At 73.1% G+C, this 24,505-nt stretch carries 21 protein-coding genes; 10 read left to right on the top strand and 11 right to left on the bottom strand.

Annotation, left to right across the window (positions count from 1 at the left end; genetic code table 11):
* Positions 1 to 5: 5 nt before the first annotated feature.
* Both ssuE and ACFRU2_RS19980 read right to left on the bottom strand, forming a co-directional pair.
* Positions 6 to 563 (bottom strand): NADPH-dependent FMN reductase, encoded by a 558-nt coding sequence (gene ssuE / locus ACFRU2_RS19985; protein WP_382973749.1) that lies wholly within the window; start codon positions 561 to 563, stop codon positions 6 to 8.
* 60 nt (positions 564 to 623) lie between these two features.
* A complete protein-coding gene (locus ACFRU2_RS19980; protein WP_250742896.1) occupies positions 624 to 1,562 on the bottom strand; it encodes a TauD/TfdA family dioxygenase in 939 nt (312 codons plus the stop codon).
* A gap of 1,229 nt (positions 1,563 to 2,791) precedes the next feature.
* Between ACFRU2_RS19980 and ACFRU2_RS19975 the strand changes: the two genes are divergently transcribed.
* The 4 genes from ACFRU2_RS19975 (at position 2,792) to meaB (ending at position 9,094) form a co-directional block, all read left to right on the top strand.
* Positions 2,792 to 3,979 (top strand): ROK family protein, encoded by a 1,188-nt coding sequence (locus tag ACFRU2_RS19975; RefSeq protein ID WP_382973746.1) that lies wholly within the window; start codon positions 2,792 to 2,794, stop codon positions 3,977 to 3,979.
* Between the two features lie 62 nt (positions 3,980 to 4,041).
* The gene (locus tag ACFRU2_RS19970) at positions 4,042 to 5,907 is read left to right on the top strand and encodes a methylmalonyl-CoA mutase family protein (RefSeq protein WP_382973745.1); all 1,866 of its coding nucleotides are present in this window, start codon (positions 4,042 to 4,044) and stop codon (positions 5,905 to 5,907) included.
* A complete protein-coding gene (gene scpA / locus ACFRU2_RS19965; protein ID WP_382973743.1) occupies positions 5,904 to 8,099 on the top strand; it encodes a methylmalonyl-CoA mutase in 2,196 nt (731 codons plus the stop codon). Before ACFRU2_RS19970 ends, scpA begins: the two co-directional genes overlap by 4 nt.
* 8 nt (positions 8,100 to 8,107) lie before the next feature.
* Complete coding sequence (meaB, locus tag ACFRU2_RS19960; RefSeq protein ID WP_382973741.1) at positions 8,108 to 9,094, top strand: methylmalonyl Co-A mutase-associated GTPase MeaB; 987 nt, start codon at positions 8,108 to 8,110, stop codon at positions 9,092 to 9,094.
* A gap of 16 nt (positions 9,095 to 9,110) precedes the next feature.
* Here meaB and ACFRU2_RS19955 read toward each other — a convergent pair whose 3' ends face one another.
* Complete coding sequence (locus tag ACFRU2_RS19955) at positions 9,111 to 10,121, bottom strand: asparaginase (protein WP_274549972.1); 1,011 nt, start codon at positions 10,119 to 10,121, stop codon at positions 9,111 to 9,113.
* A 136-nt stretch (positions 10,122 to 10,257) separates the two neighbouring features.
* On the opposite strand from ACFRU2_RS19955, the gene ACFRU2_RS19950 reads away from it, so the two are divergent.
* Positions 10,258 to 10,707, top strand: coding sequence for an Lrp/AsnC family transcriptional regulator (locus ACFRU2_RS19950; protein WP_250742902.1), 450 nt, complete (start codon positions 10,258 to 10,260; stop codon positions 10,705 to 10,707).
* Positions 10,708 to 10,768: 61 nt separating this feature from the next.
* On the opposite strand, the gene ACFRU2_RS19945 is transcribed toward ACFRU2_RS19950, so the two are convergent.
* Both ACFRU2_RS19945 and ACFRU2_RS19940 read right to left on the bottom strand, forming a co-directional pair.
* Positions 10,769 to 13,009: a hypothetical protein gene (locus ACFRU2_RS19945; RefSeq protein WP_382973737.1), complete on the bottom strand. Its 2,241-nt coding sequence runs from the start codon at positions 13,007 to 13,009 to the stop codon at positions 10,769 to 10,771.
* A gap of 135 nt (positions 13,010 to 13,144) precedes the next feature.
* The gene (locus ACFRU2_RS19940) at positions 13,145 to 13,834 is read right to left on the bottom strand and encodes a hypothetical protein (protein WP_382973734.1); all 690 of its coding nucleotides are present in this window, start codon (positions 13,832 to 13,834) and stop codon (positions 13,145 to 13,147) included.
* Positions 13,835 to 14,370: 536 nt separating this feature from the next.
* On the opposite strand from ACFRU2_RS19940, the gene ACFRU2_RS19935 reads away from it, so the two are divergent.
* The 4 genes from ACFRU2_RS19935 to ACFRU2_RS19920 all read left to right on the top strand — a co-directional run bounded on the left by ACFRU2_RS19935 (position 14,371) and on the right by ACFRU2_RS19920 (position 17,513).
* Entirely contained in the window at positions 14,371 to 15,954 is a 1,584-nt protein-coding gene (locus ACFRU2_RS19935) for an amidohydrolase (RefSeq protein WP_382973732.1), read from the top strand.
* The gene (locus ACFRU2_RS19930; protein WP_382973729.1) at positions 15,951 to 16,181 is read left to right on the top strand and encodes a hypothetical protein; all 231 of its coding nucleotides are present in this window, start codon (positions 15,951 to 15,953) and stop codon (positions 16,179 to 16,181) included. The genes ACFRU2_RS19935 and ACFRU2_RS19930 overlap by 4 nt, the downstream gene beginning before the upstream one ends.
* Positions 16,178 to 16,903 carry a 4'-phosphopantetheinyl transferase family protein gene (locus tag ACFRU2_RS19925; RefSeq protein WP_382974027.1) on the top strand — a complete coding sequence of 242 codons (726 nt, stop codon included), beginning with the start codon at positions 16,178 to 16,180 and terminating at the stop codon, positions 16,901 to 16,903. Before ACFRU2_RS19930 ends, ACFRU2_RS19925 begins: the two co-directional genes overlap by 4 nt.
* Before the next feature lie 82 nt (positions 16,904 to 16,985).
* Entirely contained in the window at positions 16,986 to 17,513 is a 528-nt protein-coding gene (locus tag ACFRU2_RS19920; RefSeq protein WP_382973726.1) for a GNAT family N-acetyltransferase, read from the top strand.
* 82 nt (positions 17,514 to 17,595) lie between these two features.
* On the opposite strand, the gene ACFRU2_RS19915 is transcribed toward ACFRU2_RS19920, so the two are convergent.
* From ACFRU2_RS19915 to ACFRU2_RS19890, 6 genes are all read right to left on the bottom strand, one after another.
* Positions 17,596 to 18,729: an acetylornithine transaminase gene (locus tag ACFRU2_RS19915; protein WP_382974025.1), complete on the bottom strand. Its 1,134-nt coding sequence runs from the start codon at positions 18,727 to 18,729 to the stop codon at positions 17,596 to 17,598.
* 47 nt (positions 18,730 to 18,776) lie between these two features.
* Complete coding sequence (argB, locus tag ACFRU2_RS19910; protein WP_382973723.1) at positions 18,777 to 19,694, bottom strand: acetylglutamate kinase; 918 nt, start codon at positions 19,692 to 19,694, stop codon at positions 18,777 to 18,779.
* A gap of 47 nt (positions 19,695 to 19,741) precedes the next feature.
* The gene (gene argJ, locus ACFRU2_RS19905) at positions 19,742 to 20,893 is read right to left on the bottom strand and encodes a bifunctional glutamate N-acetyltransferase/amino-acid acetyltransferase ArgJ (RefSeq protein ID WP_382973720.1); all 1,152 of its coding nucleotides are present in this window, start codon (positions 20,891 to 20,893) and stop codon (positions 19,742 to 19,744) included.
* Positions 20,890 to 21,927 carry an N-acetyl-gamma-glutamyl-phosphate reductase gene (gene argC, locus ACFRU2_RS19900; RefSeq protein WP_382973717.1) on the bottom strand — a complete coding sequence of 346 codons (1,038 nt, stop codon included), beginning with the start codon at positions 21,925 to 21,927 and terminating at the stop codon, positions 20,890 to 20,892. The genes argJ and argC overlap by 4 nt, the downstream gene beginning before the upstream one ends.
* Before the next feature lie 78 nt (positions 21,928 to 22,005).
* Complete coding sequence (locus ACFRU2_RS19895; protein WP_382973715.1) at positions 22,006 to 22,674, bottom strand: isochorismatase family protein; 669 nt, start codon at positions 22,672 to 22,674, stop codon at positions 22,006 to 22,008.
* A gap of 192 nt (positions 22,675 to 22,866) precedes the next feature.
* Complete coding sequence (locus ACFRU2_RS19890) at positions 22,867 to 23,079, bottom strand: MbtH family protein (RefSeq protein ID WP_382973712.1); 213 nt, start codon at positions 23,077 to 23,079, stop codon at positions 22,867 to 22,869.
* A 186-nt stretch (positions 23,080 to 23,265) separates the two neighbouring features.
* Between ACFRU2_RS19890 and ACFRU2_RS19885 the strand changes: the two genes are divergently transcribed.
* Positions 23,266 to 24,381: an alpha/beta hydrolase-fold protein gene (locus ACFRU2_RS19885; protein WP_382973710.1), complete on the top strand. Its 1,116-nt coding sequence runs from the start codon at positions 23,266 to 23,268 to the stop codon at positions 24,379 to 24,381.
* The last annotated feature ends 124 nt before the right edge of the window (positions 24,382 to 24,505 follow it).

Here is a 24,505-nt window from a genome sequence, read left to right as displayed (position 1 = left end):
GGAGATCAGCTCGCGGTGGCGAGCGCGGCGGCCTGGGCGGCGCGCAGGGCCTCGGCGAACTCGTCGACGGCCTGGTACAGATCCAGCTCCGCCTCCGGCCGCAGCCGGTCCGGGCCGGCCCCGCGCTCGACGGTGGAGTCCAGGACGAAGCGGCCGGCGGTGACGTGCCGGGCGCCGAGCGCGGCGAGGACCGGGCGCAGGGCGTAGTCGATGGTCAGGACGTGGGCGAGGCTGCCGCCCGTGGCCAGCGGGAAGACCGTCTTCCCGGCCAGCCCGTCCTGCGGGAGCAGGTCGAGGAAGGCCTTGAGGAGACCGGTGTACGAGGCCTTGTAGACGGGCGTCGCGATGACGATCCCGTCGGCTTCGGCGACGGCTTCCAGGGCCCGGCGGATCTCCGGCTCGCCGCGGCGGGCGGCGAGCAGATCGGCGGCGGGGAGCTCCCGGACGGCGAGCTGCGCGGTCTCGTACCCGGCGTGGTTCAGGCGGCGCAGCACGTGGTCGGCGACCACGTCGGTACGGGAGTGGACGGACGGACTGCCGGTGAGGGCGAGCAGCTTGGGCACGGAGCGCTCCTTGGCTGACGGGGAGAGTGGGGTGGGACGGGTCGTGCGGGGCCGGTCGGCTCAGGCTTCGGAGGTGGAGGCTCCGGAGGCGATGCCGAAGGCCGGGTCCGGCACGGACTCCGGGCTGATCAGCCGGGACGGGACCCCGTCGGGCCCGACGGGGACGTCGCCGTCGACGGTCACGCGGCGCAGGGTGCGCTCGTGGTCGTCGGAGTCGTCGACGCCGTAGTGCTGGGTGGCGCGGTTGTCCCAGATCGCGACGTCACCGGCCTGCCACTGCCAGCGGACGGTGTTCTCGGGGAGCTCGATGTGGGCCTGGAAGAGGTCCTGGAGGAGGCGCGAGTCGCGGCCGGTGAGGCCGTTGATCCGCTGGACGAAGTTGCCGAGCAGCAGGGTGCGTTCGCCGGTCTCGGGGTGGACCCGGACCACCGGGTGCTCGGTGAGGAACTTGGTCGAGGTGAACACCTCGCGGTACTGGGCGAGCGCCTCGGGCAGGGCGTCGGGCTTCAGGGCCGCGTAGTCGTACTCGTTGGAGTGCACGGCGCGCAGGCTGTCGGCGAGGACGCGGAGCGGCTCGGGCAGGCCGGCGTAGGCGGTGGCGGTGTTGGCCCACAGGGTGTTGCCGCCGTACGGCGGGATGGTGACGGCGCGCAGGATGGAGAAGGCGGGGTAGGCCGGGACGAAGGTGACGTCCGTGTGCCACTGGTTGGCGCGGGCTCCGTGGTGGGAGTCGATGCCGAGCGCGTAGCGCCCGTCGGCGGAGGGCACGGTGGGGTGCGCGACGGGCGCGCCGAGCAGCTGGGCGAAGGCCTCGTGCCCGTCTTCGTCGAGGTGGCCCTGCCCCCGGAAGAAGACGACCTTGTGGGCGAGCAGCGCGGCCCGGATGCCTGCGACGGCGTCGGCGTCGAGGTCGCCGCCGAGGCGGACCCCGCCGATCTCGGCGCCTATGCGGCCGCCGATCTTGGTGACAGTGAGGTCGGTGCGGGTGGCAGTGGACATGAGAGGCTCCTTATTTATTTCCGCAGAGGAAGAAATGAGGGAAAGCGAGGACGGAGGGGTCCGGGCGGGGGAAGCGGAGGCGTCGGGCGGGGGAAGGGGAAGAGGACCGGCTGCGGGCGGGGCGGTCTGCGACGTTCGGCGGACGGAGGGCGGCCGGTGACGGGGTGCGGCGGGTGGCCGACAGCCGGCGACGGCGAGGAACGGGCGAGCGGACGGGCCGCGCCCGGTGGGGCCGGTCCGGACCGCAGGGCCCCGTGCACGCCCCGGACGAGGAGGCACGAACGCCCGAGCGCCCGGAACGCGGCGACGCGGAAATTCAGGGGCACCTACGCTCAGGGGCCTGACGCTCAGGGACGCTCACGCCCAGGAGCGGCGACGCTCAGGGACGCTCACGCCCAGGAGCGGCGACGCTCGGGGACGGGCACGCCCGGGAGCAGCGACGCTCAAGGACGCTCACGCCCAGGAGCAGCGAAGCTCAGGAACGTTCACGCCCAGGAGCGGCGACGCTCGAGGACGGGCACGCCCGGGAGCAGCGACGCTCAAGGACGCTCACGCTCGGGAGCCGTGGGGCTCGGGGTCGGCGGCGCTCAGGAACAGCGCGGGGCCGTACAGCGACGGCCCTGACACTCGCCCGGCGCGGTACAGAGGCCGGGGGTGTGGAGCCGCGGGGCGAGGAACTCGGTCGCGGTCATGTCCCGGAGACTGCCAGCGCCCCCACCCCCGGTCAACCCCACCGAGCACCCCCCGCCATCACCCCCGACCCCCGATACACACCCCCCGCGACCTGCGCTTTAACCGTTTCCCGCCACTCCCGGAACGGCCGAAACCCATGGCCTGATTTCACGCCCCCGCAACGCACCCGCCACGCACCACCACATCCCGCCCCACCTCGCCCCGCCTCGCCCCGCCCCGCCTCGCCCCACTCGGCCCCGCCGGCGTGTGAAGCGCGGGGCCCGGGGCAGAGCCCCGGCAACGGCGCCGCACTACGCCACGCCACCGGTCACCCAAATCCAGCCCCGCCGGCGTTTGAGGCGCGGGGTCCGGGGCGGAGCCCCGGGAGCGGCGCCGCACCACGCCACCACCCACCCCAGCCCCACCAGCCCTACCGGCTGGGCCGGGCCCGGGCCCCCGGGGCGCGCCGCCGCACAGCGGCGCCCCCGTCCCGTCCCCGCCGAGCGCAGCGACACGGCATGATCGGGACCACACCCCACCCCCCGAGGAGGCCGCCCGTGTCCCCCACCCCCGGTGACAGCCGGGCCGCCGCCAACGCCGCCTCCGTGCTCCGCGCCGTCCTGGCCCACGGCCCCCTCGCGCGGAGCGACATCCCGCAGCTCTGCGGTCTCAGTCCGGCGGCCGTGTCGCGGCAGACCACGGCCCTGGTCCGGGCCGGGCTGCTGCACGAGCACCCCGAGACGGAGCCGCACGCCGCGGTGACCGGCCCCGGCCCCGGCCGCCCCCGCATCCCCCTCGACCTGCACACCGGCCCCCTCGGCGGCCCCCTCGCCGCCGGCCTGCACATCGGCGTGCCCGCCTCCACCTTCAGCCTCGTGGACCTGCGCGGCCGCGTCCTGGCCCGCCGGGCCCTCCCGCACGCGGGCCGCTCCCCCGGCAGCCTCCCCGCCGACATCGCCGCCGAACTCGGCCGGTTCCTCGAGGCCTCCAACCCCGCCGGCCGCCCCCTGCTCGGCGTCGGCGCGGCCCTCGGGGGCTGGGTCCGCCCCGCCGACGGCACCGTGGTCCGCCACGACGCCCTCGGCTGGCGCGACCTGCCCCTCGCCGCCGAGCTCTCCGACCGCCTCGGCCTGCCCGTCTCCGTGGACAACCACGCCCGCGCCGTCGCCCACGCCGAGATCCTCTTCGGCCGCCCGGAGGCCCGCTCCAGCCTCCTCCACCTCTTCATCGGCAACGTCGTCGACGCCGCCTTCGGCATCGAGGGCACCGTGCACCAGGGCCCGGAAGCCGCCGCCGGGGACGTCGCGCACCTCCCGGTGCCCGGGTCGCAGACCCCCTGTGCGTGCGGTCGTACGGGCTGTCTCCAGGCGACCGCCTCCGACGGGGTCCTCGGCGCCGAGGCCGTGCGCCGCGGGATCGTCCCGGAGCCGTCCGTCAACCTCCTGGTCGACGCCGCCGCCACCGGCGACCCCCGTGCCGACCGGCTGCTGCGCGAACGCGCCCGTACCGTGGGCCGGGCCGCCGCACTGCTCCTCGACGTGTTCAACCCGGCCGTCATGGTGGTCGCCGAGCTGGCCAGCATCCTCCACGACGGCTACCTCGACGAGATCCGCGACGCGGCCGGCGACCAGGACCGTTACGGGCGGCGGATCGTCGCCCCGCAGGCGGGTCCCGCCGTACTCCCGGTAGCCTCCGCGACCGTCCTCCTCGCCCCGCTCTTTCGTGACCCCTCCCGACTCACATGAGAGGGCGAGATCACATCCGGTGGTTATAGGTCGTTCACAAGGACCCCCCTAACATTCGAGCCATGACGGTCCTGCCTGATGACGGGCTCTCCTTGGCCGCCGAATTCCCTGACGCGACGCATGAGCAGTGGCAGCGCCTGGTAGAGGGCGTGCTGCGCAAGTCGGGCAAGGAAGTATCCGGCGAGGCAGCGGAAGACGCGTTGTCCACGAAACTCGAGGACGGGCTCACCACCCGCCCGCTGTACACCGCGCCCGAAACCGCGCCCGATACCGGTTTCTCTGGGTTCCCAGGGTTTGCCCCCTTCGTACGGGGCGGCCGCCCCGAGGGAGGCGCCGCCTCGGGCTGGGACGTGCGCCAGCGCATCGCGGGCAGTGACCCCGTACGGGTGAACGACGCGGCCCTGGCCGACCTGGAGAACGGCACCACCTCGCTGTGGCTGGCCGTGGGCGACGCCGGCCTCCCCGCGGAGGGCCTGGGCCGTGCGCTGGAGGGGGTCTACCTCGACCTGGCGCCCGTCTCCCTGGACCCCGGAGCCCAATTCGCCGAGGCCGCGCGGGCCTTGCTCGCGCTGTACGCCGAGCGCGCGGTGGCCCCCGAGGCCGCCCACGCTTCGCTGGGCGCCGACCCGCTGGGCCACGAGGCCCGGACGGGTGAGGCCCTGGACCTGGCGGAGGCCGCCGCGCTCGCCGCGGACACCGCCGCCTGGCCCCACGTACGCGCCCTGACCGTCGACGCCCTGCCCTACCACGAGGCGGGCGGCAGCGCCGCCGAGGAGCTGGGGCTCTCCCTGGCCACCGGGGTCGCCTACCTGCGCGCCCTCACCGAAGCGGGCCTGACGGCCGAAGCGGCCTTCGGCGAGCTGGAGTTCCGCTACGCCGCCACCGCCGACCAGTTCCTCACCATCGCCAAGCTGCGGGCCGCCCGCCGGCTGTGGGCGCGGATCGCCGAGGCCTGCGGGGCTCCGGGGGCCGGCGCCCAGCGCCAGCACGCCGTGACCTCGCCGGTGATGATGACCCGCCGCGACCCGTGGGTGAACATGCTGCGCACCACCGTCGCCTGCATGGCGGCGGGCGTGGGCGGCGCCGACGCGGTCACCGTGCTCCCGTTCGACCAGGAGCTGGGTCTGCCCGACGCGTTCGCCCGGCGCATCTCCCGCAACACCTCCACCATCCTGCTGGAGGAGTCCCACCTGGCCCGCGTGATCGACCCGGCCGGCGGCTCGTACTACGTCGAGCAGCTCACCGACGAACTCGCGCACGCCGCCTGGGAGTTCTTCCAGACCGTCGAGAAGGCGGGCGGCCAGGCCGCCGCCCTGCGTTCCGGCCTGGTCGCCGACCGCCTCGCCGCCACCTGGGCCGCGCGCTCGAAGAAGCTGGCCACCCGGCGCGAACCCGTCACCGGAGTCAGCGAGTTCCCGCACCTCTCGGAGAAGCCGGTCGTACGGGAACCCGCGCCGGCCCCGCTCACCGGCGGACTGCCGCGCGTGCGGCGCGACGAGGCGTACGAGGCCCTGCGCGCGCGCAGCGACGTACACCTGGCGGCGACGGGGGCCCGGCCCACCGTCTTCCTGGCGGCCCTGGGCCCGGCGGCCGCGCACACCGCCCGCGCCACCTTCGCCTCGAACCTGTTCCAGGCGGGCGGCATCACCCCGGTCCACGACCCGGTGTCGGTGACCCCGGAGACGGCGGCGGCGGCCTACGCGGCGAGCGGCGCCGACGGCATGGCCGTGCTGTGCTCCAGCGACGCGCTGTACGAGGAGCAGGCCGAGGCGGTGGCCGCGGCCCTGCGCTCGGCCGGCGCGACGACCCTGTTCCTCGCGGGCAAGCCCGGTACCGCCGCGGCGGCCGTGGACGAGTACGTCTTCGCCGGCTGCGACGCGGTCGCCGTGCTGTCCTCCGTACTCGACCGGATGGGAGTCGCGCAGTGAGCACCCCCCGCATCCCCGATTTCTCCGAACTCCCGCTGGACGGTGCGGCCCCGGCGGCCGGTTCCGAGGACCAGTGGCGCACGGCGGTCAAGGAGTCCACCGGGACCACCCCCGCCGACCTGCTGTGGGAGACCCCCGAGGGGATCGGCGTACAGCCCCTGTACACGGGCCGCGACCTGGAGGGCCTGGACTTCCTCCACACCTACCCGGGTGTGGCCCCGTACCTGCGCGGCCCGTACCCGACGATGTACGTCAACCAGCCCTGGACGATCCGGCAGTACGCGGGCTTCTCCACGGCCGAGGAGTCCAACGCCTTCTACCGGCGCAACCTCGCGTCCGGCCAGAAGGGGCTGTCGATCGCCTTCGACCTGCCCACGCACCGCGGCTACGACAGCGACCACCCGCGGGTGACGGGCGACGTCGGCATGGCGGGCGTGGCGATCGACTCGATCTACGACATGCGCCAGCTCTTCGACGGCATCCCGCTGGACAAGATGACGGTGTCGATGACGATGAACGGCGCCGTGCTGCCGGTCCTCGCCCTCTACATCGTGGCGGCGGAGGAGCAGGGCGTCTCCCCCGACAAGCTCGCCGGGACCATCCAGAACGACATCCTCAAAGAGTTCATGGTCCGCAACACCTACATCTATCCGCCGAAGCCCTCGATGCGGATCATCTCCGACATCTTCGCCTTCACCTCGCAGAAGATGCCCCGCTACAACTCCATCTCGATCTCGGGCTACCACATCCAGGAGGCCGGAGCCACGGCCGACCTGGAGCTGGCGTACACCCTCGCGGACGGCGTGGAGTACCTGCGGGCGGGCCAGGCCGTCGGCCTGGACGTGGACGCCTTCGCACCGCGCCTGTCCTTCTTCTGGGCGATCGGCATGAACTTCTTCATGGAGGTGGCGAAGCTGCGTGCGGCCCGCCTCCTCTGGGCGCGCCTGGTCAAGCAGTTCGACCCGAAGAACGCCAAGTCCCTTTCCCTGCGCACCCATTCGCAGACCTCGGGCTGGTCCCTGACGGCGCAGGACGTCTTCAACAACGTCACGCGCACGTGCATCGAGGCGATGGCGGCGACCCAGGGCCACACCCAGTCGCTGCACACCAACGCCCTGGACGAGGCCCTCGCGCTGCCGACGGACTTCTCGGCGCGCATCGCCCGCAACACCCAGCTCCTCCTCCAGCAGGAGTCGGGCACCTGCCGGTCCATCGACCCGTGGGGCGGCAGCGCGTACGTCGAGAAGCTGACGTACGACCTGGCGCGCCGGGCCTGGCAGCACATCCAGGAGGTCGAGGCGGCCGGCGGCATGGCGCAGGCCATCGACGCGGGCATCCCCAAGCTCCGCGTGGAGGAGGCTGCGGCCCGCACGCAGGCCCGTATCGACTCGGGCCGCCAGCCGGTGATCGGCGTCAACAAGTACCGGGTGGCGACGGACGAGCAGATCGACGTCCTCAAGGTCGACAACTCCTCCGTCCGCTCCCAGCAGATCGCCAAGCTCCGGCGGCTGCGCGAGGAGCGCGACGAGGCGGTCACCCAGGACACCCTGAGGGCGCTGACCAACGCGGCCGAGCGCGGGGACGGCAACCTCCTCGCGCTGGCGGTGGACGCGGCGCGCGCGAAGGCCACGGTGGGCGAGATCTCGGACGCCCTGGAGAAGGTGTACGGGCGGCACGCGAGCCAGATCCGTACGATCTCGGGTGTGTACCGAACCGAAGCAGGCGAGTCCCCGTCCCTGGAGCGCACCCGCGCGCTCGTCGACCGGTTCGAGGAGTCGGAGGGCCGCCGGCCGCGCATCCTGGTCTGCAAGATGGGCCAGGACGGGCACGACCGCGGCCAGAAGGTGATCGCGACCGCCTTCGCCGACCTGGGCTTCGACGTGGACGTCGGCCCGCTGTTCCAGACCCCCGAGGAAGTGGCCCGCCAGGCCGTGGAGGCCGACGTGCACGTGGTCGGCGTCTCCTCGCTGGCCGCCGGGCACCTGACCCTCGTACCGGCGCTGCGCGAGGCGCTCGCCGCGGAGGGCCGCGAGGACATCATGATCGTCGTGGGCGGGGTCATCCCTCCCGCGGACGTCCCGACCCTCCTCGAGATGGGGGCGACGGCGGTGTTCCCGCCCGGCACGGTCATCCCGGACGCGGCGCACGACCTGGTGACGCGGCTCGCCGCGGACCTGGGTCACGAGCTGTAGGCGCCGCCGTGCCACCCAGGATCGACATCACCGCCTACACGAAGGGCGTACTCGACGGGAAGCGCGCGTTCGTCGCGCGCGCGATCACCCTCGTCGAGTCCACCCTGCCCGCGCACCGGGCCCTGGCCCAGAGCCTGCTGACGGAACTCCTGCCCCACTCGGGGCGGGCGCGCCGCATCGGCATCAGCGGGGTGCCGGGCGTCGGGAAGTCCACCTTCATCGATGCCTTCGGCACCTTGCTGACGGGGCTGGGCCACCGGGTGGCGGTCCTGGCCGTCGACCCGTCCTCCACCCGTACGGGCGGCTCCATCCTGGGCGACAAGACCCGTATGGAACGCCTCTCCGTGGACCCCGCGGCCTTCGTCCGCCCGTCCCCGTCGGCGGGGACGCTGGGCGGGGTGGCGAAGGCCACCCGGGAATCGATCATCGTGATGGAGGCGGCGGGCTACGACGTGGTCCTCGTCGAAACGGTGGGCGTGGGCCAGTCGGAGACGACGGTCGCCGGAATGGTCGACTCCTTCCTGCTCCTCTCCCTCGCCCGCACGGGCGACGGGCTCCAGGGCATCAAGAAGGGCGTCCTGGAGCTGGCCGACGTCCTCGCCGTCAACAAGGCGGACGGCCCGCACGAGCGCGACGCGAAGTCCGCGGCGCGCGAACTGTCGAGCGCGCTGCGCCTGATGCACCCGGCCGACGCCGCGTGGACCCCGCCGGTCCTGACCTGCAGCGCCCGGGAATCCACGGGTCTGGAGGAGGTCTGGAACCGCCTGGAACAGCACCGCGTGCTCCTGGAGGCGGGCGGCCGCCTGGCGTCGAAGCGGGCGGCCCAGCAGGTGGAGTGGACCTGGTCGATGGTCCACGACGAACTCCTGGAGCGCCTCCGCTCGAACACGGCGGTACGGGACCTGGCCCCCACCCTGGAATCGGCGGTCCGGGCCGGCACCCTGACCCCGACCCTGGCGGCAGACCGCCTCCTGGCGGCGTTCACCGACTCATGATCCAGCCCCGCCGGGGTCAGGCGGGAACCAGCACGGACCCGCCGCTGGCCAGCACCCGCCGCAGCACCCGGCCCCGCTCCTCCGCATCCCCCTCGGAGAGCAACGCCGCCAGCACGGCGACCCGCGCCTGCGGCGCCCGCAGGGTCCCCGTCGGCACGGCCCCGGCCGCGACCAGGTCCACCGCACCCCCGTGGGTGTAGATCTCCGTCACCGGCCCGGCCGCGACCCGCGTGGTCAACGCCACCAGCACGCCGTCCGCGACGGCCGCCTTCACCGCGTCGACGACCTCCGGCGTCGCGTTGCCCGCGCCCGTCCCGACCAGCACGATCCCGCGCGCTCCCGCCGCCACCGCGGCGTTCAGCAGCACCGCGTCACCGCTCACGTGGTGCACGACGACGTCCACCCGCGGCGGCCCTTCCGGCGCCTCCGGCATCGCGGGCAACGGCAGCGGCTCCGGCCGCACCGGCGTCCGCAGCACGGTGACCTTGCCGAAACCGACCTTCCCCAGCAGTTCCTTCGACGGGTCGGCGAAGGCGTCGAGCGCCACCGCCTGCGCCTTCACGGTCCCGCGGGCCGCGTGCACCCGGCCCGCGAACGTGATCAGGACGCCGAGCCCGCGCGTCTTCGACGCGGTCAGCAGGGCATCGTAGAGATTCCCGGGACCGTCCCCGTCCGCCGCCCCCATGGGCCGCTGCGAACCGGTGAACACCACGGAACGCGCGTCGTGGTGGTGCAGGTCCAGCAGGAACGCCGACTCCTCCAGCGTGTCGGTGCCGTGCGTGACGACGACCCCGTCCACACCCGGGTCGGCGAGCACCTCGTGCACGGTCCGCAGCAGGGTCAGCTGGTGCGCGGTGGTCAGCCGGGGGCTGTTGACGCTGAACAGGTCGACGACCTCGACGCTCACACCCTCCGGCAGCGGAGCGGTGGCCATGACCTCGGCCCCGTCCGCATCGGCCGCAAAACCGGAACCCTGCCAGCGGCTGGCTATCGTCCCGCCCGTACTGATCACGACGATGCGTCCCATGACCCCGACCCTTCCCTCACACAGCCCGAAACGGCCCGCACAGATTTTCTACAAACGGCAATGGTAGGCCGATCTACGCGCAATGCGATTGCGATTTGGCCCCACCCCGCAATAAAACCTGAGTGATAATTGCGCAATGGACGCGATCGACAAAGAAATCTTGCGCGAGCTCCAGGCCGACGGCCGGCTCAGCAACCAGGAGCTCGCCCAGCGCGTGGGCCTCACCCCCTCCCCCTGCATGCGCCGGGTCCGCCAGCTCGAAGAGGAAGGGATCATCCAGGGCTACCGCGCGGTGATCTCCCCCGAAGCCGTGGGCCGCGGCTTCGAGGTCCTGGTCTCCGTGGAGGTCCGCCGCGACCGCGAGGCCGTCGAAGCCTTCGAAGCGGCCCTCCAGGACATCCCCGACGTCATCGAGGCCTACCGCCTCTTCGGCAGCCCCGGCTGTCTCCTGCGCATCGCGGTGGCGGACCTCCGCGCGTACGAACGCCTCTGGATCGAGCAGCTGACGGCCCTCTCGGGCGTCACGGAGGTCAACTCCCAGATCATCATGAAGCGCATCAAGGAACCGACGGGCCTGCCTGTGTAGCCGCCCGTACGACGACGGCCGGGACGGATCCCTGGGGATCCGTCCCGGCCGTCGCGTGCGCTCAGCCCTCTTCGGGCTCGTCCTGCGTGTAGTCGCCCTTGTGGTTCTCGATCACGTTCTGGACGTGAAGGGCCATTTCACGCAGCTCGATCCAGTTGTCCTTCATGCCGAACATCAAGGGAAGCGTCACGCCCTCCGCCAGCCCTTGCAGCTCGTCGAGGCGGATCCTGGCGGTGGACAGGAAGTCCTTGAACTCACGGCGCACATCGGAGATGTCCCTCGGGGACCCCGTCGCCCCGGATCCGACCGCCCCGTCGCCCGCACCGCCCGCCCGGTGGCCGTGCGTCCAGTCTTCATCGTCCTGGTCGTCGTCCTCCTCGTCCTCCACGTCCTCGTCCTCCGGCGGGTCGAGGAGCAGCGCCGCCTTCTTCGGGTCGGAGGCCACGACGACGTCCCATTCCAGCAGCAGGACCGGCTCGCCGTCCTCCCGCAGGACGCGGTCCTCTGCCTCCAGGTCGACCACCAGGTGCTGGTACTCGGCGTCGGCTGCGGAGTGGGGATCGCCGGGCAGGCCCAGCGCCTGCTTCGTCCCCGAGTTCCGGGGCAGTCGGCCGTCCTCGAAGCGCTGGGCGGCCAGGGCCAGCGTCCAGAGTCCGAGCGCGTTGTCCTCCTTGGCCAACCCCTCGATGACCTTGTGCACGTCGGAACGGAAGGGGACCTTTCCGGGCGCCCTGTACGCGCCGACCCCCGACCCCACGTTCCGGGTGAGGATCTTGTCGGCGATCAGAGCGGTGCCGCCGGCCAGGGCAAGTGTGAGACGGGCGTCCTGGCTCCCCCCGAGCGCGGGCTCGACGAGCCCCGTGAAGTCATCGGTCACTATGGGGACCCAGCCGTCGACGAGGACCTCCTTGAAGAGGACACCGCCGTTGGACCACGCGTTCCGGGCCTGCTGGGCGACGGACATCTTCGTGGACCGCCACGGATGGTCGACGATGGGGCCGAGCAAGCTGGCGTACCCCTTGTCCGTCATCCTGCGCTCACCCTTGATCTCCTTGGCCCGGTTCCTCAGTTCGTCCGAGATGGCCGGCCGCGTCAGGGTGTGCAGCAGTCGCACGGCACGCCACAGTCCGGTGCCGGGCATCCGGGGATCCCCGTACACCTCGGGGGCGTCCTTGGCCTTCCGCCGCCCGACGGCCAGTTCGTAGACCGCTTCGAGTCCGTCCTGCTTCCGGCCCAGGAGGACGCGCTTGAGGGCCCGGCTGACGACCTCGACGTTCTGCGCGGAGCTGTCCCACGGCTTGAACTCCACGTGCACGGAGGCCAGGATCGAGCGCAGCGCGTCGTCGAACACCTCCTCGGCGTTGAGCGAGTCCTCCCGGTCGTGCGCCCGTACGCCGACCGTGATGTGTGCGGGCACGACGTAGGACTGTGCGATCTGGATCGCCGCCAGGGGCGGCGCCTCGTCCACGGCCACGGAGGCGATCGTCTTGGTGAACAGCGTCCGCTGGGTCTTTCGCCAGTTCTCCCGGGCCAGCGCCATCCGCTGGGTCAACGGCTTGACCGGGTCGTTCGCGGACGGCCGCTGCTCGGCCACGAGCACGTCGGCCGCCAGCGTCCCGACGTCCTCGGGGTCGCTCTCCGGTCCCGCGAGCACGTTCCACGCACTCGCCAGCCGGGTGATCCCGTCCCGCGCGATCAGGCCGTAGACCGGTTCGGAGCCGTCGTCGAACTCGTAGACGACCGGGTGCACGATCAGCGCACGGGTCACCCGGCGGGCAAGGATCGACTCGGTGTAGGAGTTCTTGTAGAGGGTGGCGGAGATGGTCTGCTTCACGTGCCGCCTGAGGTGCGCGGGGCTCTCGTACCGGTAGCGGAGGATCGCCTGCGGGCTGCCGTCCTCGGCGACTCCTTCGACCCGGGGGTCCTCGACCCCGAGCAGTTCCTGGCCGGTGCGCGGCTGGATGGCCGGGAAGATCTCCGACAGCCAGAGCCTGGAGTGCACGGACCTCAGGGTCGCCCCGTCCACGTGCTCCTCGAGGAGCAGCCCGGCGCGGGCGTCCTGCGACTCGCGCAGTTGGAGGGCCACCGTCTCCGGCGTGACGGCCCCCCGGGCCACGGCGTGCCAGGCGTCCTCGGGCAGCGAGACCAGGGAGCTGTTCAGGCCCGCCTTGACCAGCTTGCTCCGGTCGTCCATGGCGGAGGGTTCGGGGAGCTCCCGGTCGACGGTGGACACCTCGACCTGCTCTTTGCCCCAGTCGACGACGATCGGCGAAGCCGGGGGGTTGGGTGGGGATGCGGGCATGGAGCCACTCCTCTTGTCAGGTCGGTATGGGAGACTGGAATTGCGGTTCTGGCCCCGCCTCGTGCGGGCTCCCAGGTCCTGCCCGGCTGGGCCCCGGATCCGTCCGGGGCCCAGTCCCTTTCGTTTTCGCGCCGCTCAGCGGGCGCGGGGCCCGTCGGCGTCCGGGAACGTCTCGGCGAACCAGTCCCACATGAACCTGCGGGGCTCCTTCCTGGCGACGGCCTGGTAGGCCGCGTACGCGAGGAAGTCGGCGGCCTGCAGCAGGTCGCGGGTGGGGGCGGGCTCGAACACCGGATCGCCGACGAGGTACCGGCCCTCCGGGGGGAGCGTCCGGTGGGCACCCCGGAGCGCGGCCTCCCTCCCGTCGCCGTCCACGATCAGCCGGCCGTACGTACCGTCCCCGGCCAGCTCGGCGTTCAGGTCGTGCGCGAGGGCGGCGAAGAGCGCGGGGCGGTCCCGCGCGTAGTCGGTCGTCTCGCGGTGGACGGCGTGGACCCGGACGCCGGGAAACGTGGCGATGACACGGAGTCCCCGGAGGACGACCTCCTGGGTGTGCCGCCGGTGGAACTCGGGGCTGCTGCTCCGCGACCGGTGGAACCGGCCCCGGGGTCCGGCGAGTTCGACGGCGTGCAGGGCGACCGAGGTCGGGATCAGGAGGCGGCGGTCCACTGCGAGTTCCTCGCGGAACTCCCGCCAGAGCCGCTCGGCGGCGGGGCGGTGGTGACGGTCGATCCCTAAGGCGGCGAAGTGGATGCTCGTGGAGCCGTCACCGCCGTCGTCGACCTCGTAGTCGCGGTGGGGCGTCGCGCCGTTCTCAGGAGACATGGGGAATCAACTCCGCAGGCACGTGCGGGCTGGTCCGGACGCCATTGCCGGGGCCTGTCCGCACCGCCTCCGGGAAGGGGTACGGGCGCGGGGTGCTCACTACCGCGCGACGGGCCGGTCGACTCCGCCGGCGCCGGTTGCCGCACGGTCCGGGATCAGACCTCATGGGAGGTACCACCCGGACTAGCCGCCGCCCCTCCGAGCCCTCAACCACCGGGCCCTCAGGGCCTCCAGGAACATTCCCGGAGCCACACGTCACAGCGGTGCCTCGCACCACGCTGGAATCAACGATACCCATGCAGCCGGATGGAAGTGAAGCAAATCCTGTACACCTACCCGAAGTTGGAGATCGGCACACTCACCGCACCGCATCGCGCACCGCATCGCGCACCGGATCGCCACTCCGGCGGCGCTCCGCGCGTTGACCATGCGCCGAGCATTCGGTTAGGCTTACCTAAGTCGGATGGCTGTCGACGGCGCGCGGCCCGTACCCCCGCCGTGGCGGTCCGGCCGACCCTGTGACGGACGGACTGCCCATGCTGTGTTCGAGGTTGATCAACGCGAACATCATCACCATGGACCCCGACCGTCCCTTCGCCCGTGAGCTGGGGATCTGGCGGGGGCGGATCGTGGGGCTCGACGAGGACGTCGCCTCGCTGCCCGCCCGGGAGGTCGTCGATCTGCAGGGCGCCACCGTGCTGCCCGGGTTCATCGACAGCCATGTGCACCTGGCCTGGACCGGGCTGAAGCAGAGCACCCCGAGCGTCGCCCCGTGCGAGCGGGTCGAGGACGTGCTGGCGGTGGTGGCGGAGGCGGTCTCCCGCTCGGCGGGCGGGGACGGGGCCTGGGTCGACGTCATGGGCTATGACCAGCGGGCCCTGGGGCGGCACCTGACCGCCGGCGAGCTGGATACGGTCAGTCGCGGGCGCAAGGTGTTCCTGATGCACGACTCCGGCCACGGATGCGTCGTGAACAGTGCCGTACTGGGGCTGCTGCCCGCCGAAGTCCCGCACCAGGACGGCTTCCTCGCCGAGGCGGCCATGACCGCCGCGCGGCGGCTGCGGCTGCCGTACGGGCAGGCCGAGATCGCCGACGCCGTCGAGCGCGCGGCCCGGACCTGCCTCGCCGAAGGCGTGACCGCCGTCGCCGAGGCGGGCATCGGGGGCGGGCTGCTCGGCCACAGCCCGGTGGAACTCGGCGCCTACCAGCTGCTGCGGGACCAGGGACGGCTGCCGCTGCGGGTCCAGCTCATGCCGGCCGGCGATACGTTGCGGCCGCGCGAGGCGCACCGGGAGGACGGCTTCCCCCGCGCCCTGGACCTGGGCATGCGCACCGGATTCGGTGACGACTGGCTGTCGCTGGGCGCGCTCAAGATCTATACCGACGGCGGCATGATGGCCCGTACCGCCGCGCTCACGGCCCCGTACGCGGGCACCGAGCACACCGGCCAGCTCCAGGACGACCCCGAGCGCCTCACCCGACTGATCGTGGACGGTCACCTCGCCGGCTGGCAGCTCGCCGTCCACGCCATCGGGGACCGCGCCGCCGACCTCGCGCTCGACGCGCTGGAGCAGGCGCAGCGGCTGCTGCCCCGCCCGGACGCGCGGCACCGGATCGAGCACGCCGGACTGATCCGCCCCGACCAGCTCCCGCGCTTCGCGCGCCTGGGCGTCAGCGCGGTCGTCCAGCCGACCTTCCTGCACTCCTTCGGGGACGACTACGCGGACGTGATGGGTGAGGAGCGGGCCCCCTGGATGTACCGGGGGCGCGGGTTCCTGGACCACGGGGTGACCCTCGTGGGGAGTTCGGACCGGCCCGTCACCGACGGGGCTCCGCTGCGGGCGATCCAGTTCATGGTCGAACGCACCTCCGCCTCCGGGCGGCCGATCGGGCCGGACGAGGCGATCACCGTCGAGGAGGCGCTGCGCGCCTACACGGTCGCCGGTGCGTACGCCTGCCGGTGGGACGACAGCGCCGGCAGCCTCGCCCCGGGGAAGCGCGCCGACCTGGTCGTCCTGGGCGACGACCCGCGGTCCGTCGATCCCTCCCGGATCGGCGCCATCGAGGTCGTGGACACCTTCGTCGACGGAAACGAAGCAACGAACGAAGGAAAGCTGTGAGCAATCAGGTGAACGTCCTGGAACGGTTCTCCCCGCTGTGGGAGGTGCCCGAGATGCCGCCGCGCTGGGTGATCTGGCACGCGGGCGCGGGCGACTCCTTCGTCTTCGACCGGGAGTTCAACATGCCCGTCGACGTGGACGACGCGGTCCTCGGGGAAGTCCTGTGCCGGATGCGCGAGGCCGGGGTGCCCGAGGGCGTCGATTACCCCGGCCGCCCGTGCGGATGACGGCTGCCGCGGCGGAGCCGGTTCCGGGCACCGACGGCTCGGCGCAGCCCTGGATCAGCTCGCCCGAACCGGGGCTGTGGGCGGTGCGGGTGAGCCTGTACGCGGAGCGGGCGCGGGAGTTGGAGGGGATGCTCGACGACACCGAGCGGGTCCGGCTCCAGGGGTTCAGGCGCGACGCCGACCGTGACCAGTACCGGGTCGCGCACGTCGCGCTGCGGCAGTTGCTGGGCGACCGGCTCGGCCGGGACCCGGCGCAGGTGCGGTTCTTCCGCGAGCCCTGCCCCGGCTGCGGCGGACCGCACGGCCGGCCGGCCGTGACCGACGCACCGCTGCACTTCTCGCTGTCCCATGCGGGGGACGCCGTCCTGGTGACCTTCGCGGACGGTCCGGTCGGCGTCGACATCGAGCGGCGGCCGGCCCCCGAGCTGGCGGCCCAGGTCTCCTCCGAACTGGCGGAGGTCCTCCATCCCGACGAACGCGCCGAGCTGTCGGCGCTGCCGGCCGGCGAGCGCCCCGCCGCGGTGGCCCGCTGCTGGTCCCGGAAGGAGGCCTACCTCAAGGGAGTCGGCATCGGACTCGGCGGGAACCCGACCCTGACCTACGTGGGCACCGGCGCCACCGCCTCGGCTCCGCCGGGATGGACCGTCGCCGACGTGCCCGCCTTTCCCGGCTACGTGGCCGCACGCGCCGTCCGTACGCGCCGACTTGGCTCCTTTAGCTAGGTAAGGCTAACCTTACCTAGACCGTTCCGCCGGGAGGCCCTGCCCCCGCACCCGCACACGGCGGAACCGAGGAAGGAACACCTTGACCACGGCCACGCTGCCCCCTGCCGCCGCGCACGCCACCCTGTCGCCCCGCACCCCCGCACCCCGGTGGCACGAGGTCCCCGAGTTCTCGGTGCGCCCGGCCCGCCGGGACGACGGCCCTGCGCTCGCCGCCCTTTCCCGGCCGTTCGTCCACGCGGGGGCGCTGCGCGAACGCCCGCTCTCCCTCTACCTCTCCCGGGCGTCCGACTTCCTCGTCGCCCAGGCGCCCGACGGGACCCTCGAAGGCTGCCTCGGGTTGCGCGAACACCCCACCGCCGGCGTGCTGTACAACTTCTGCGTCGCCGCCCACCGGCAGGGCACGGGCATGGGCGCCCGACTGCTGCACGCGGCGTTCGCCCGGGCCCGTACGCGCTCCCTGTCGGAGCTGTTCACGGCGACCACCGGCAGCGGCCGCCTCTTCCTCCGCCACGGGTTCCTCCCGGCCTGCCCGAGCCTGGCGCCGGCCGACTGGGCGCAGTCCCTGGACCCCGGCCGGGGCGCACGCGTCCTGTCCCGCGCCCTGTAGCCGGCGAAGACCGCCCAGACGAAGGGGCGGGCCCCCTGAAGGGCCCGCCCCGAGCCGTGCCTCCGGTAACCGGCCGCCGGTCCTACGCGGCGTCGAGGATCGCGGGCAGCGCCGCCACCAGGGCATCGGCCCGCTCCTGCGGCAGCGTCAGGGCGGGAGCCAGCCGTACGACGTCCGCGCCCGCCGCGTTCACGAGGAACCCGGCGTCCTGCGCGGCCCGCTGGACCCGTGCGGCGACCGGCTCGGCGAGGGCGATGCCCAGGAGCAGGCCGGCGCCCCGCACTTCGCGGACCAAGGGGTGTTCCAGAGCTTCGATGCCGCGCCTCAGCCGCTCCCCCACCCGCGTGGCATGCGCGAGCAGCCCTTCCTTCTCGATGGTCTCCAGGACGGCGAGCCCGGCCGCGCACGCGACCGGGTTGCCCCCGAAGGTGGATCCGTGCTGACCGGGGGTCAGCAGTCCGGCGGCGGCGCCGAAGGCGACCGTGGCGCCGATCGGCAGGCCGCCGCCCAGCCCCTTGGCCAGGGTGATCACGTCCGGCTCCGCTCCTGGCTCCGCCTGGTGCGCGAACCAGTGGCCGGTGCGACCGATCCCGGTCTGCACCTCGTCCAGGACGAGCAGGGTGCCCGTGGCACGGGTGATCTCGCGGGCCGCCCGCAGGTAGCCCCGGGGGGCCGGGACGACCCCGGCCTCGCCCTGCAGGGGTTCGAGGAGGACCGCGGCCGTCTGCTCCGTGACGGCCGCGCGGAGCGCCTGCGCGTCCCCGTAGGGAACGTGCGTGACCTCCCCGGGCAGCGGCAGGAAGGGGGCGCGCTTGGGCGGCTGTCCGGTGAGGGCCAGCGCCCCCATGGTGCGCCCGTGGAACCCGCCCTCCGTCGCGACCAGGTGCGGGCGCCCGGTCCGGCGGGCGATCTTGAAGGCGGCCTCGACCGCCTCCGCGCCCGAGTTGGCGAAGAACACCCGGCCCGGCCGCTCCAGCAGGGCCAGCAGCCGTTCCGCCAGCGCGACGGCCGGCTCCGAGACGAACAGGTTCGACACGTGGCCGAGCCGGGCCACCTGGTCCTGGACGGCCGAGACCAGGGCCGGGTGGGCGTGCCCGAGGGCGTTGACCGCGATCCCGCCGGTGAAGTCCGTGAACGCGCGGCCGTCCTCGTCCCAGACCGTGCTGCCCTCGCCCCTGACCAGGGCCAGCGCGGGGGTGCCGTAGGTGTCCATCATCACCGCGCTCCAGCGGTCGGCGAGCGGTGTCCTCGTGCTGTCGGCGGTCACGCGCCGTCCCCCTCGTCGCCGCCGGGCCCCTGCGGGCCGGGCTCCTCGTCCGGCACCACCGTGGTGCCGGGTCCGTCATCGGTGAAGACTCCGCGCAGCAGCGCGTGCGGCACCCGGCCGTCGATGACCTGCGCCCGGGCGACGCCGGCGCGTACGGCGCGCAGGCAGCCCTCCATCTTGGGGAGCATGCCGCTGGCGAGCTCCGGGAGCAGGGCGTCCAGCTCACCGGCCGTCAGGCGGTCGATCACCTCGGTGCTGTGCGGCCAGTCCGCGTACAGCCCCTCGACGTCGGTCATCACCACGAGCCGGTCGGCCCCGAGGGCCACGGCCAGCGCCGAGGCCGCGAGGTCGGCGTTGACGTTGTAGACCTGGCCGTCCTCGCCGCGCGCGACGGGTGAGACCACGGGGATGCGGCCCTGCTCCAGGAGTGCGGCGATGGCACTGCCGTCCACGTCCACGATGTCGCCGACCTGGCCGATGTCCACCGGCAGCCCGTCCACCCAGGCCGGGCGCCGGACGGCGGTCATCGTGTGGGCGTCCTCGCCCGACAGGCCCACGGCGAACGGCCCGTGGGCGTTGATGGCGCCGACCAGTTCGCGCTGGACCTGGCCGGTGAGCACCATGCGCACCACGTCCATGGTCTCCGGCGTGGTCACCCGCAGCCCGGCCTCGAAGCGCACCTCCAGGCCGAGCCGGTCGAGCAGTGCGCTGATCTGGGGCCCGCCGCCGTGGACGACGACGGGCCGCAGGCCCGCGTGCCAGAGCTCCACGACGTCCTGGGCGAACGTCCGGTGCGCGGACGGGTCCGCCATGGCGTTGCCGCCGAACTTGACGACGACCGTCCGGCCTTGGAGCTGCTCCAGCCAGGGCAGGTCCCGGGGGGCCTGCGCCTGCGCCTGCTTCTGAGTCTGCATGTGCGCCGTCGTCTCCGTCGTCGTCTCCGCCGTCATCCCGACCCCGTTCACGAGCTGTAGGCGCTGTTCTCGTGCACGTACTCGGCCGTCAGGTCGTTGGTCCAGATGACGGCCGAGGAGTCGCCGGAGCGCAGGTCCACGGTGATGCCGATCCGGCGGCCGGACAGGTCGACCTTGTCCCGCGACTCTCCTGCGGCGCCGTCCCGGCACACCCAGACGCCGTTGATCGCCACGTCCAGCCGGTCCGCGTCGAAGACGGCCGACGTGGTGCCGATCGCGGACAGCACCCGGCCCCAGTTGGGGTCCTCGCCGTGCAGCGCGCACTTGAGGAGGTTGTTGCGGGCCACCGAGCGGCCCACCTCCACGGCGTCCGCTTCCGAGGCCGCACCGACGACGGCCACCTCGATCTCCTTGGACGCGCCCTCGGCGTCCGCCACCAGCTGGAGCGCCAGGTCCCGGCACACGGCGTGCACGGCCGCGGTGAGCTCGGCGGGTCCGGGCGCGATGCCCGAGCTGCCCGAGGCGAGCAGCAGCACGGTGTCGTTGGTGGACATGCAGCCGTCCGAGTCCACCCGGTCGAACGTGGTGCGCACCGCCTCGCGCAGCGCGGCGTCGAGCACTTCGGCGCTCGCGTCGGCGTCCGTGGTCAGGACGACCAGCATGGTGGCGAGGCCGGGGGCGAGCATCCCGGCGCCCTTCGCCATGCCTCCCACCGTCCAGCCGGGGCCGGAGGCCACCGACGTCTTGTGGACGGAGTCCGTCGTCTTGATCGCGACGGCGGCCTCCTCGCCGCCCTCGGGCGACAGCCGGTCGGCGGCGGCGGCGATGCCGGCCGTCACCCGGTCCATCGGCAGCCGGACGCCGATGAGGCCGGTGGAGCACACCGCGACCTCGTCGGGGGTGACCTCCACGGCCAGTGCGGTGCGTACCGCCATCGCCAGGGCGTCTTCCGCACCACCAGGGCCCGTACAGGCGTTCGCGCCACCGGAGTTGAGGACCACGGCGGAGATCCGCCCGTCGGCGAGCGCGCGGCGGGACCAGCGGACGGGCGCGGCCTGCACGCGGTTCGAGGTGAAGACACCGGCGGCGGCGCGGGACGGCCCCCGGTTCACCACCAGGGCCAGGTCCGGGTCACCGGACTCCTTGATGCCGGCGCGCACAGCGCCGGCAAGGAATCCCCGGGCGGCGGTCACACTCACGGAGCCACTCCATTCGTGGGCAGGCCCAGCCGTTCCGGCAGGCCGAGGGCGATGTTCATGCTCTGCACCGCGCCACCGGCGGTGCCCTTCGTCAGGTTGTCGATGGCGCTCACGCAGATCAGCCTGCGGGCGTCCGGGTCCACGGCGATCTGCACCTGGGCGGTGTTCGAGCCGAGGACGGCTGCGGTGGTGGGCCATTGGCCGGGCGGCAGCAGCCGGACGAACGGCCTGTCGGCGTACGCGGCTTCGAACACGGCGCGCACGTCGTCCTCCGCGAGCGCCTCCGCGGCCGGGCTCAGCCGGGCCGAGCAGGTGGCGAGGATGCCCCGGGGCATGGGCGCCAGGGTGGGCGTGAAGGAGACCGTCACGTCGGTGCCCGCCGTGCGGGACAGGTTCTGGGCGATCTCCGGGGTGTGCCGGTGGCCGCCGCCGACTCCGTACGGGCTCATGGAGCCCATCACTTCGGTGCCGAGCAGGTGCGTCCTGAGGGCGCGTCCGGCACCGGAGGTGCCGCTGGCGGCGACGATGACGGCTTCGGGCTCGACCAGGTGCGCCGCGTAGGCGGTGAACAGGGCCAGGGTGACCGCGGTGGGGTAGCAGCCGGGAACGGCGATCCGGGTGGCCCCCTTCAACTCCGCGCGTGCACCCGGCAGTTCCGGCAGTCCGTAGGGCCAGGTGCCGGCGTGGGCGCTGCCGTAGAACCGCTCCCAGGCCGCCGGGTCCCGCAGCCGGAAGTCGGCTCCGCAGTCCACGACCAGGGTGCCGGGCTCCAACTCGGCCGCGAGAGCGCCCGATTGGCCGTGGGGCAGGGCGAGGAACACCACGTCGTGGCCGCGCAGGGACGCGGCGGAGGTGTCCAGGAGGATCCGGTCGGCGAACTCCGGAAGCTGTGGCTGTACGGTCCCCAGCGGACGCCCCGCACTGCTGTGCGCGGTCAACGCACCGATCTCCACGGCTGGATGCGAGCTCAGCAGGCGGAGCAGCTCCCCGCCCGCGTAGCCGCTGGCACCGGCCACCGCGACCCGTACGGTCATGTTCTTCCGCTCTCTCTCGGTTCGTGTGGGCGCCTTCGGCGCAGGGGGCGCCGCGGTACTGGCGTCGGCGGGACGCGCTCAGGCATCCTTGCGCACGCTTCGGGACCCTCCGCCGAGCAGCAGCTCGCGGAGCAGGGTCTCGGTCGTGCACACCACCGCGCTGCGGGCGGCCCAGCGCAGGGCCATCTCGTGCTCCTCGGCGGAGAGGTCGGCGACGGCGTCGGCGACCACGAAGGGCTGGATGTCGTTCATGAAGGCGTCGGCGGCCGTCAGGAGGACGCCGAGGTGGGCGTGGACCCCGCAGACGATCAGCTGGTCACGCCCCTCCGAACGCAGCAGTCTCCCCAAGTGGCTGCGGAGGAAGGCGTTCTGGCGCACGTTGGCCAGTACGCGCTCGCCCGGCTGCGGGGTGAGCGGCGGGATGATCGCGGCGGCGTCGGTCCCGTCACCGATGCCCGGCCCCCAGACGTCGGCGGCGAGGCCGCGCTGACCCGGCGGCTGCGCGGCCGGCTCGGCGGTGAAGAAGACCGGAATTCCCAGCGCCGTGGCGAGGGCCCGAAGTGCCGTGATGTTCTCGACGAGTTCCACGACCGGGGACCTGTCCGTGGGAAGTTCCCCCACGAAGTGGTTCTGCATGTCGTGGACGAGGAGTGCGGCGCGGCCGGGATCTATGGCCCAGGAGGCGCAGGACCGAGGCAGGGCGGCACGGTCGGGCATGGGATAAGAACCGATGACCGGCAGGCCCATGACGATCCCCTCCCCTGATGCCGCGAGCGGCTCCACACAACGTCTGCGTAGTTAGCTTAGCCTAACCTAATTAAGCCCGGATTCGCTCGCACATCCGACATGGAGCGGCCCCGGGCGCGCCGCGAGCGCGGCACGTCCGGGGCCGTACACCCGTTCCCCGCAGGGGCGTTCACCCGTCGGGGCGATCCCCGGTCAGGCTTCGACGGCCGTCGCGAGGGACCGGGGGCGGAGGTCGGTCCAGCTCGACTCGATGAACTCCAGGCACGCCTCACGGGTGGTCTCGGCGAGGGCGACCGTCCATCCGCCGGGAGCCTCGGCGAAGGAGGGCCAGAGGGAGTGCTGACCCTCGTCGTTCACCAGGACCAGGAAGCGGCCGTCGGCATCGTCGAACGGGTTGGTGCTCATACTGGGGTTCCTCCAGGAGCCCGATGGGACCGGCGGATGGCGTCGGTGTGCGGCGCGCGCAGTCCGACAGCGGGCGCCGTGCCCGTGGGGAAGGTCGATCGGGAATGAAGAGAGCCATCCACTTAGGTTAGGCTCGCCTAATTATAGAGCTTAACGTTTCCCCTTCCCCCTCACAAGGAGGCACCGATGCGTGCACTCGAACGGATCCTGGCCGAGGACGGCTCGGAGAGCCCCTTCGCCGCGTTCGACCTGCCCGGCACGCCCGGCACCGATGAGTTCTGGGCGGCCGCGGCTCCCGCGTCCGCGCCTTCCGGCGACGGCGGTTGGGTCACCCTGTTCCTGTGGCGCGGCAGCCCGACGGTCATCGATTTCGAGAGCTGGTCGGATCCGGTGGTGCTGCTCCGGTGGCGCGACACGGACTGCTGGTACGCCGAGGTGCGCATGCCCGCACGGCTCCGAGTGACCTACCGGTTCCTCGCCGATGACGGATCGTCGTACCCCGATCCCCTCAACCCGGTCCGGGCGGGCGGCGAACGCTCCGTCGTGGCCACCCCGGACGCCCCGCCCCAGCCGTACTGGCCGGCCGTGGGCGCCGACGACGTACTGCCCCTGCCGCGCACCCGGATCCGATGGGCGAGCGAGCGGCTCGGCGGCAAGCGCACCGTACGCGTCCACCCGGTGGGCGGCGGCGGACCGGTGGTCCTGCTGCTCGACGGGGACGACTGGCTGTACCTCCACCCGGCCATGACGGCCTTCGACGCGGCCTTCGACGCCGGCGACATGCCCCCGGCCACGCTGGTGTTCCTGCCCACCAAGGACCGGCAGGCGGAGTTCGGCTGCCGGCCCGAGCTGTGGGAGGCGGTACGGGACGAACTGCTGCCGCTGATCGCGGACAGCGGGGTCCCCGCGGACCTCGGCCGGCTGGTGGTCGCCGGGCAGAGCCTCGCCGGGCTGAGCGCGATGTACGCGGCCCTGGAGTTCCCGGAGCTGGTGTCCCGGGTCGCCTGCCAGTCGGGGTCGTTCTGGTGGACCCCGGAGGCCGCGGACCTGCCGGACCCGCTGGGCGGTCCGCGCGGCGGCACCATCGCCGCGCGGCTGCGCGAGCGTCCCGCCCCGGCCGGGCTGCGGATCGCGTTCGACCTGGGCGAGCACGAGGCGCGCATGCAGCCGCACTGCGAACTGGTCGAAGCCCTGACGGAACAGGCCGGTGCGACCGTACGGGTGTCCCGGTCGGCGTCCGGCCACGACCGGGCGGGCTGGCGCCAGGCCCTGCTCAGGGACGTCGCCTGGGCGCTGGCCTGACGCCCTGCCGACAACGACGAGGAGGGGGCCCGGGGGGGGGGGGTGGGGAGGGGGCAGACGGACGAACCCGCCGCTTTGCCCGCGGTTCGCATCGCTGCGACCACACTGCTGCCCACGATCACCA

The sequence above is a fragment of the Streptomyces sp. NPDC056883 genome (assembly GCF_042788835.1).
GTDB lineage: Bacteria > Actinomycetota > Actinomycetes > Streptomycetales > Streptomycetaceae > Streptomyces > Streptomyces stoeckheimensis.
This window is presented reverse-complemented; position numbering and strand designations above follow the sequence as displayed.

Excerpts from the sequence above, each read along its gene's own strand:
- ACFRU2_RS19980 (WP_250742896.1), bottom strand. The coding sequence starts at position 1,562 with ATGTCCACTGCCACCCGCACCGACCTCACTGTCACCAAGATCGGCGGC.
- ACFRU2_RS19970 (WP_382973745.1), top strand. The coding sequence starts at position 4,042 with ATGACGGTCCTGCCTGATGACGGGCTCTCCTTGGCCGCCGAATTCCCT.
- ACFRU2_RS19955 (WP_274549972.1), bottom strand. The coding sequence starts at position 10,121 with ATGGGACGCATCGTCGTGATCAGTACGGGCGGGACGATAGCCAGCCGC.
- ACFRU2_RS19950 (WP_250742902.1), top strand. The coding sequence starts at position 10,258 with ATGGACGCGATCGACAAAGAAATCTTGCGCGAGCTCCAGGCCGACGGC.
- ACFRU2_RS19945 (WP_382973737.1), bottom strand. The coding sequence starts at position 13,009 with ATGCCCGCATCCCCACCCAACCCCCCGGCTTCGCCGATCGTCGTCGAC.
- ACFRU2_RS19940 (WP_382973734.1), bottom strand. The coding sequence starts at position 13,834 with ATGTCTCCTGAGAACGGCGCGACGCCCCACCGCGACTACGAGGTCGAC.
- ACFRU2_RS19935 (WP_382973732.1), top strand. The coding sequence starts at position 14,371 with ATGCTGTGTTCGAGGTTGATCAACGCGAACATCATCACCATGGACCCC.
- ACFRU2_RS19925 (WP_382974027.1), top strand. The coding sequence starts at position 16,178 with ATGACGGCTGCCGCGGCGGAGCCGGTTCCGGGCACCGACGGCTCGGCG.
- ACFRU2_RS19915 (WP_382974025.1), bottom strand. The coding sequence starts at position 18,729 with ATGATGGACACCTACGGCACCCCCGCGCTGGCCCTGGTCAGGGGCGAG.
- argB (WP_382973723.1), bottom strand. The coding sequence starts at position 19,694 with ATGCAGACTCAGAAGCAGGCGCAGGCGCAGGCCCCCCGGGACCTGCCC.
- argC (WP_382973717.1), bottom strand. The coding sequence starts at position 21,927 with ATGACCGTACGGGTCGCGGTGGCCGGTGCCAGCGGCTACGCGGGCGGG.
- ACFRU2_RS19895 (WP_382973715.1), bottom strand. The coding sequence starts at position 22,674 with ATGGGCCTGCCGGTCATCGGTTCTTATCCCATGCCCGACCGTGCCGCC.
- ACFRU2_RS19890 (WP_382973712.1), bottom strand. The coding sequence starts at position 23,079 with ATGAGCACCAACCCGTTCGACGATGCCGACGGCCGCTTCCTGGTCCTG.
- ACFRU2_RS19885 (WP_382973710.1), top strand. The coding sequence starts at position 23,266 with ATGCGTGCACTCGAACGGATCCTGGCCGAGGACGGCTCGGAGAGCCCC.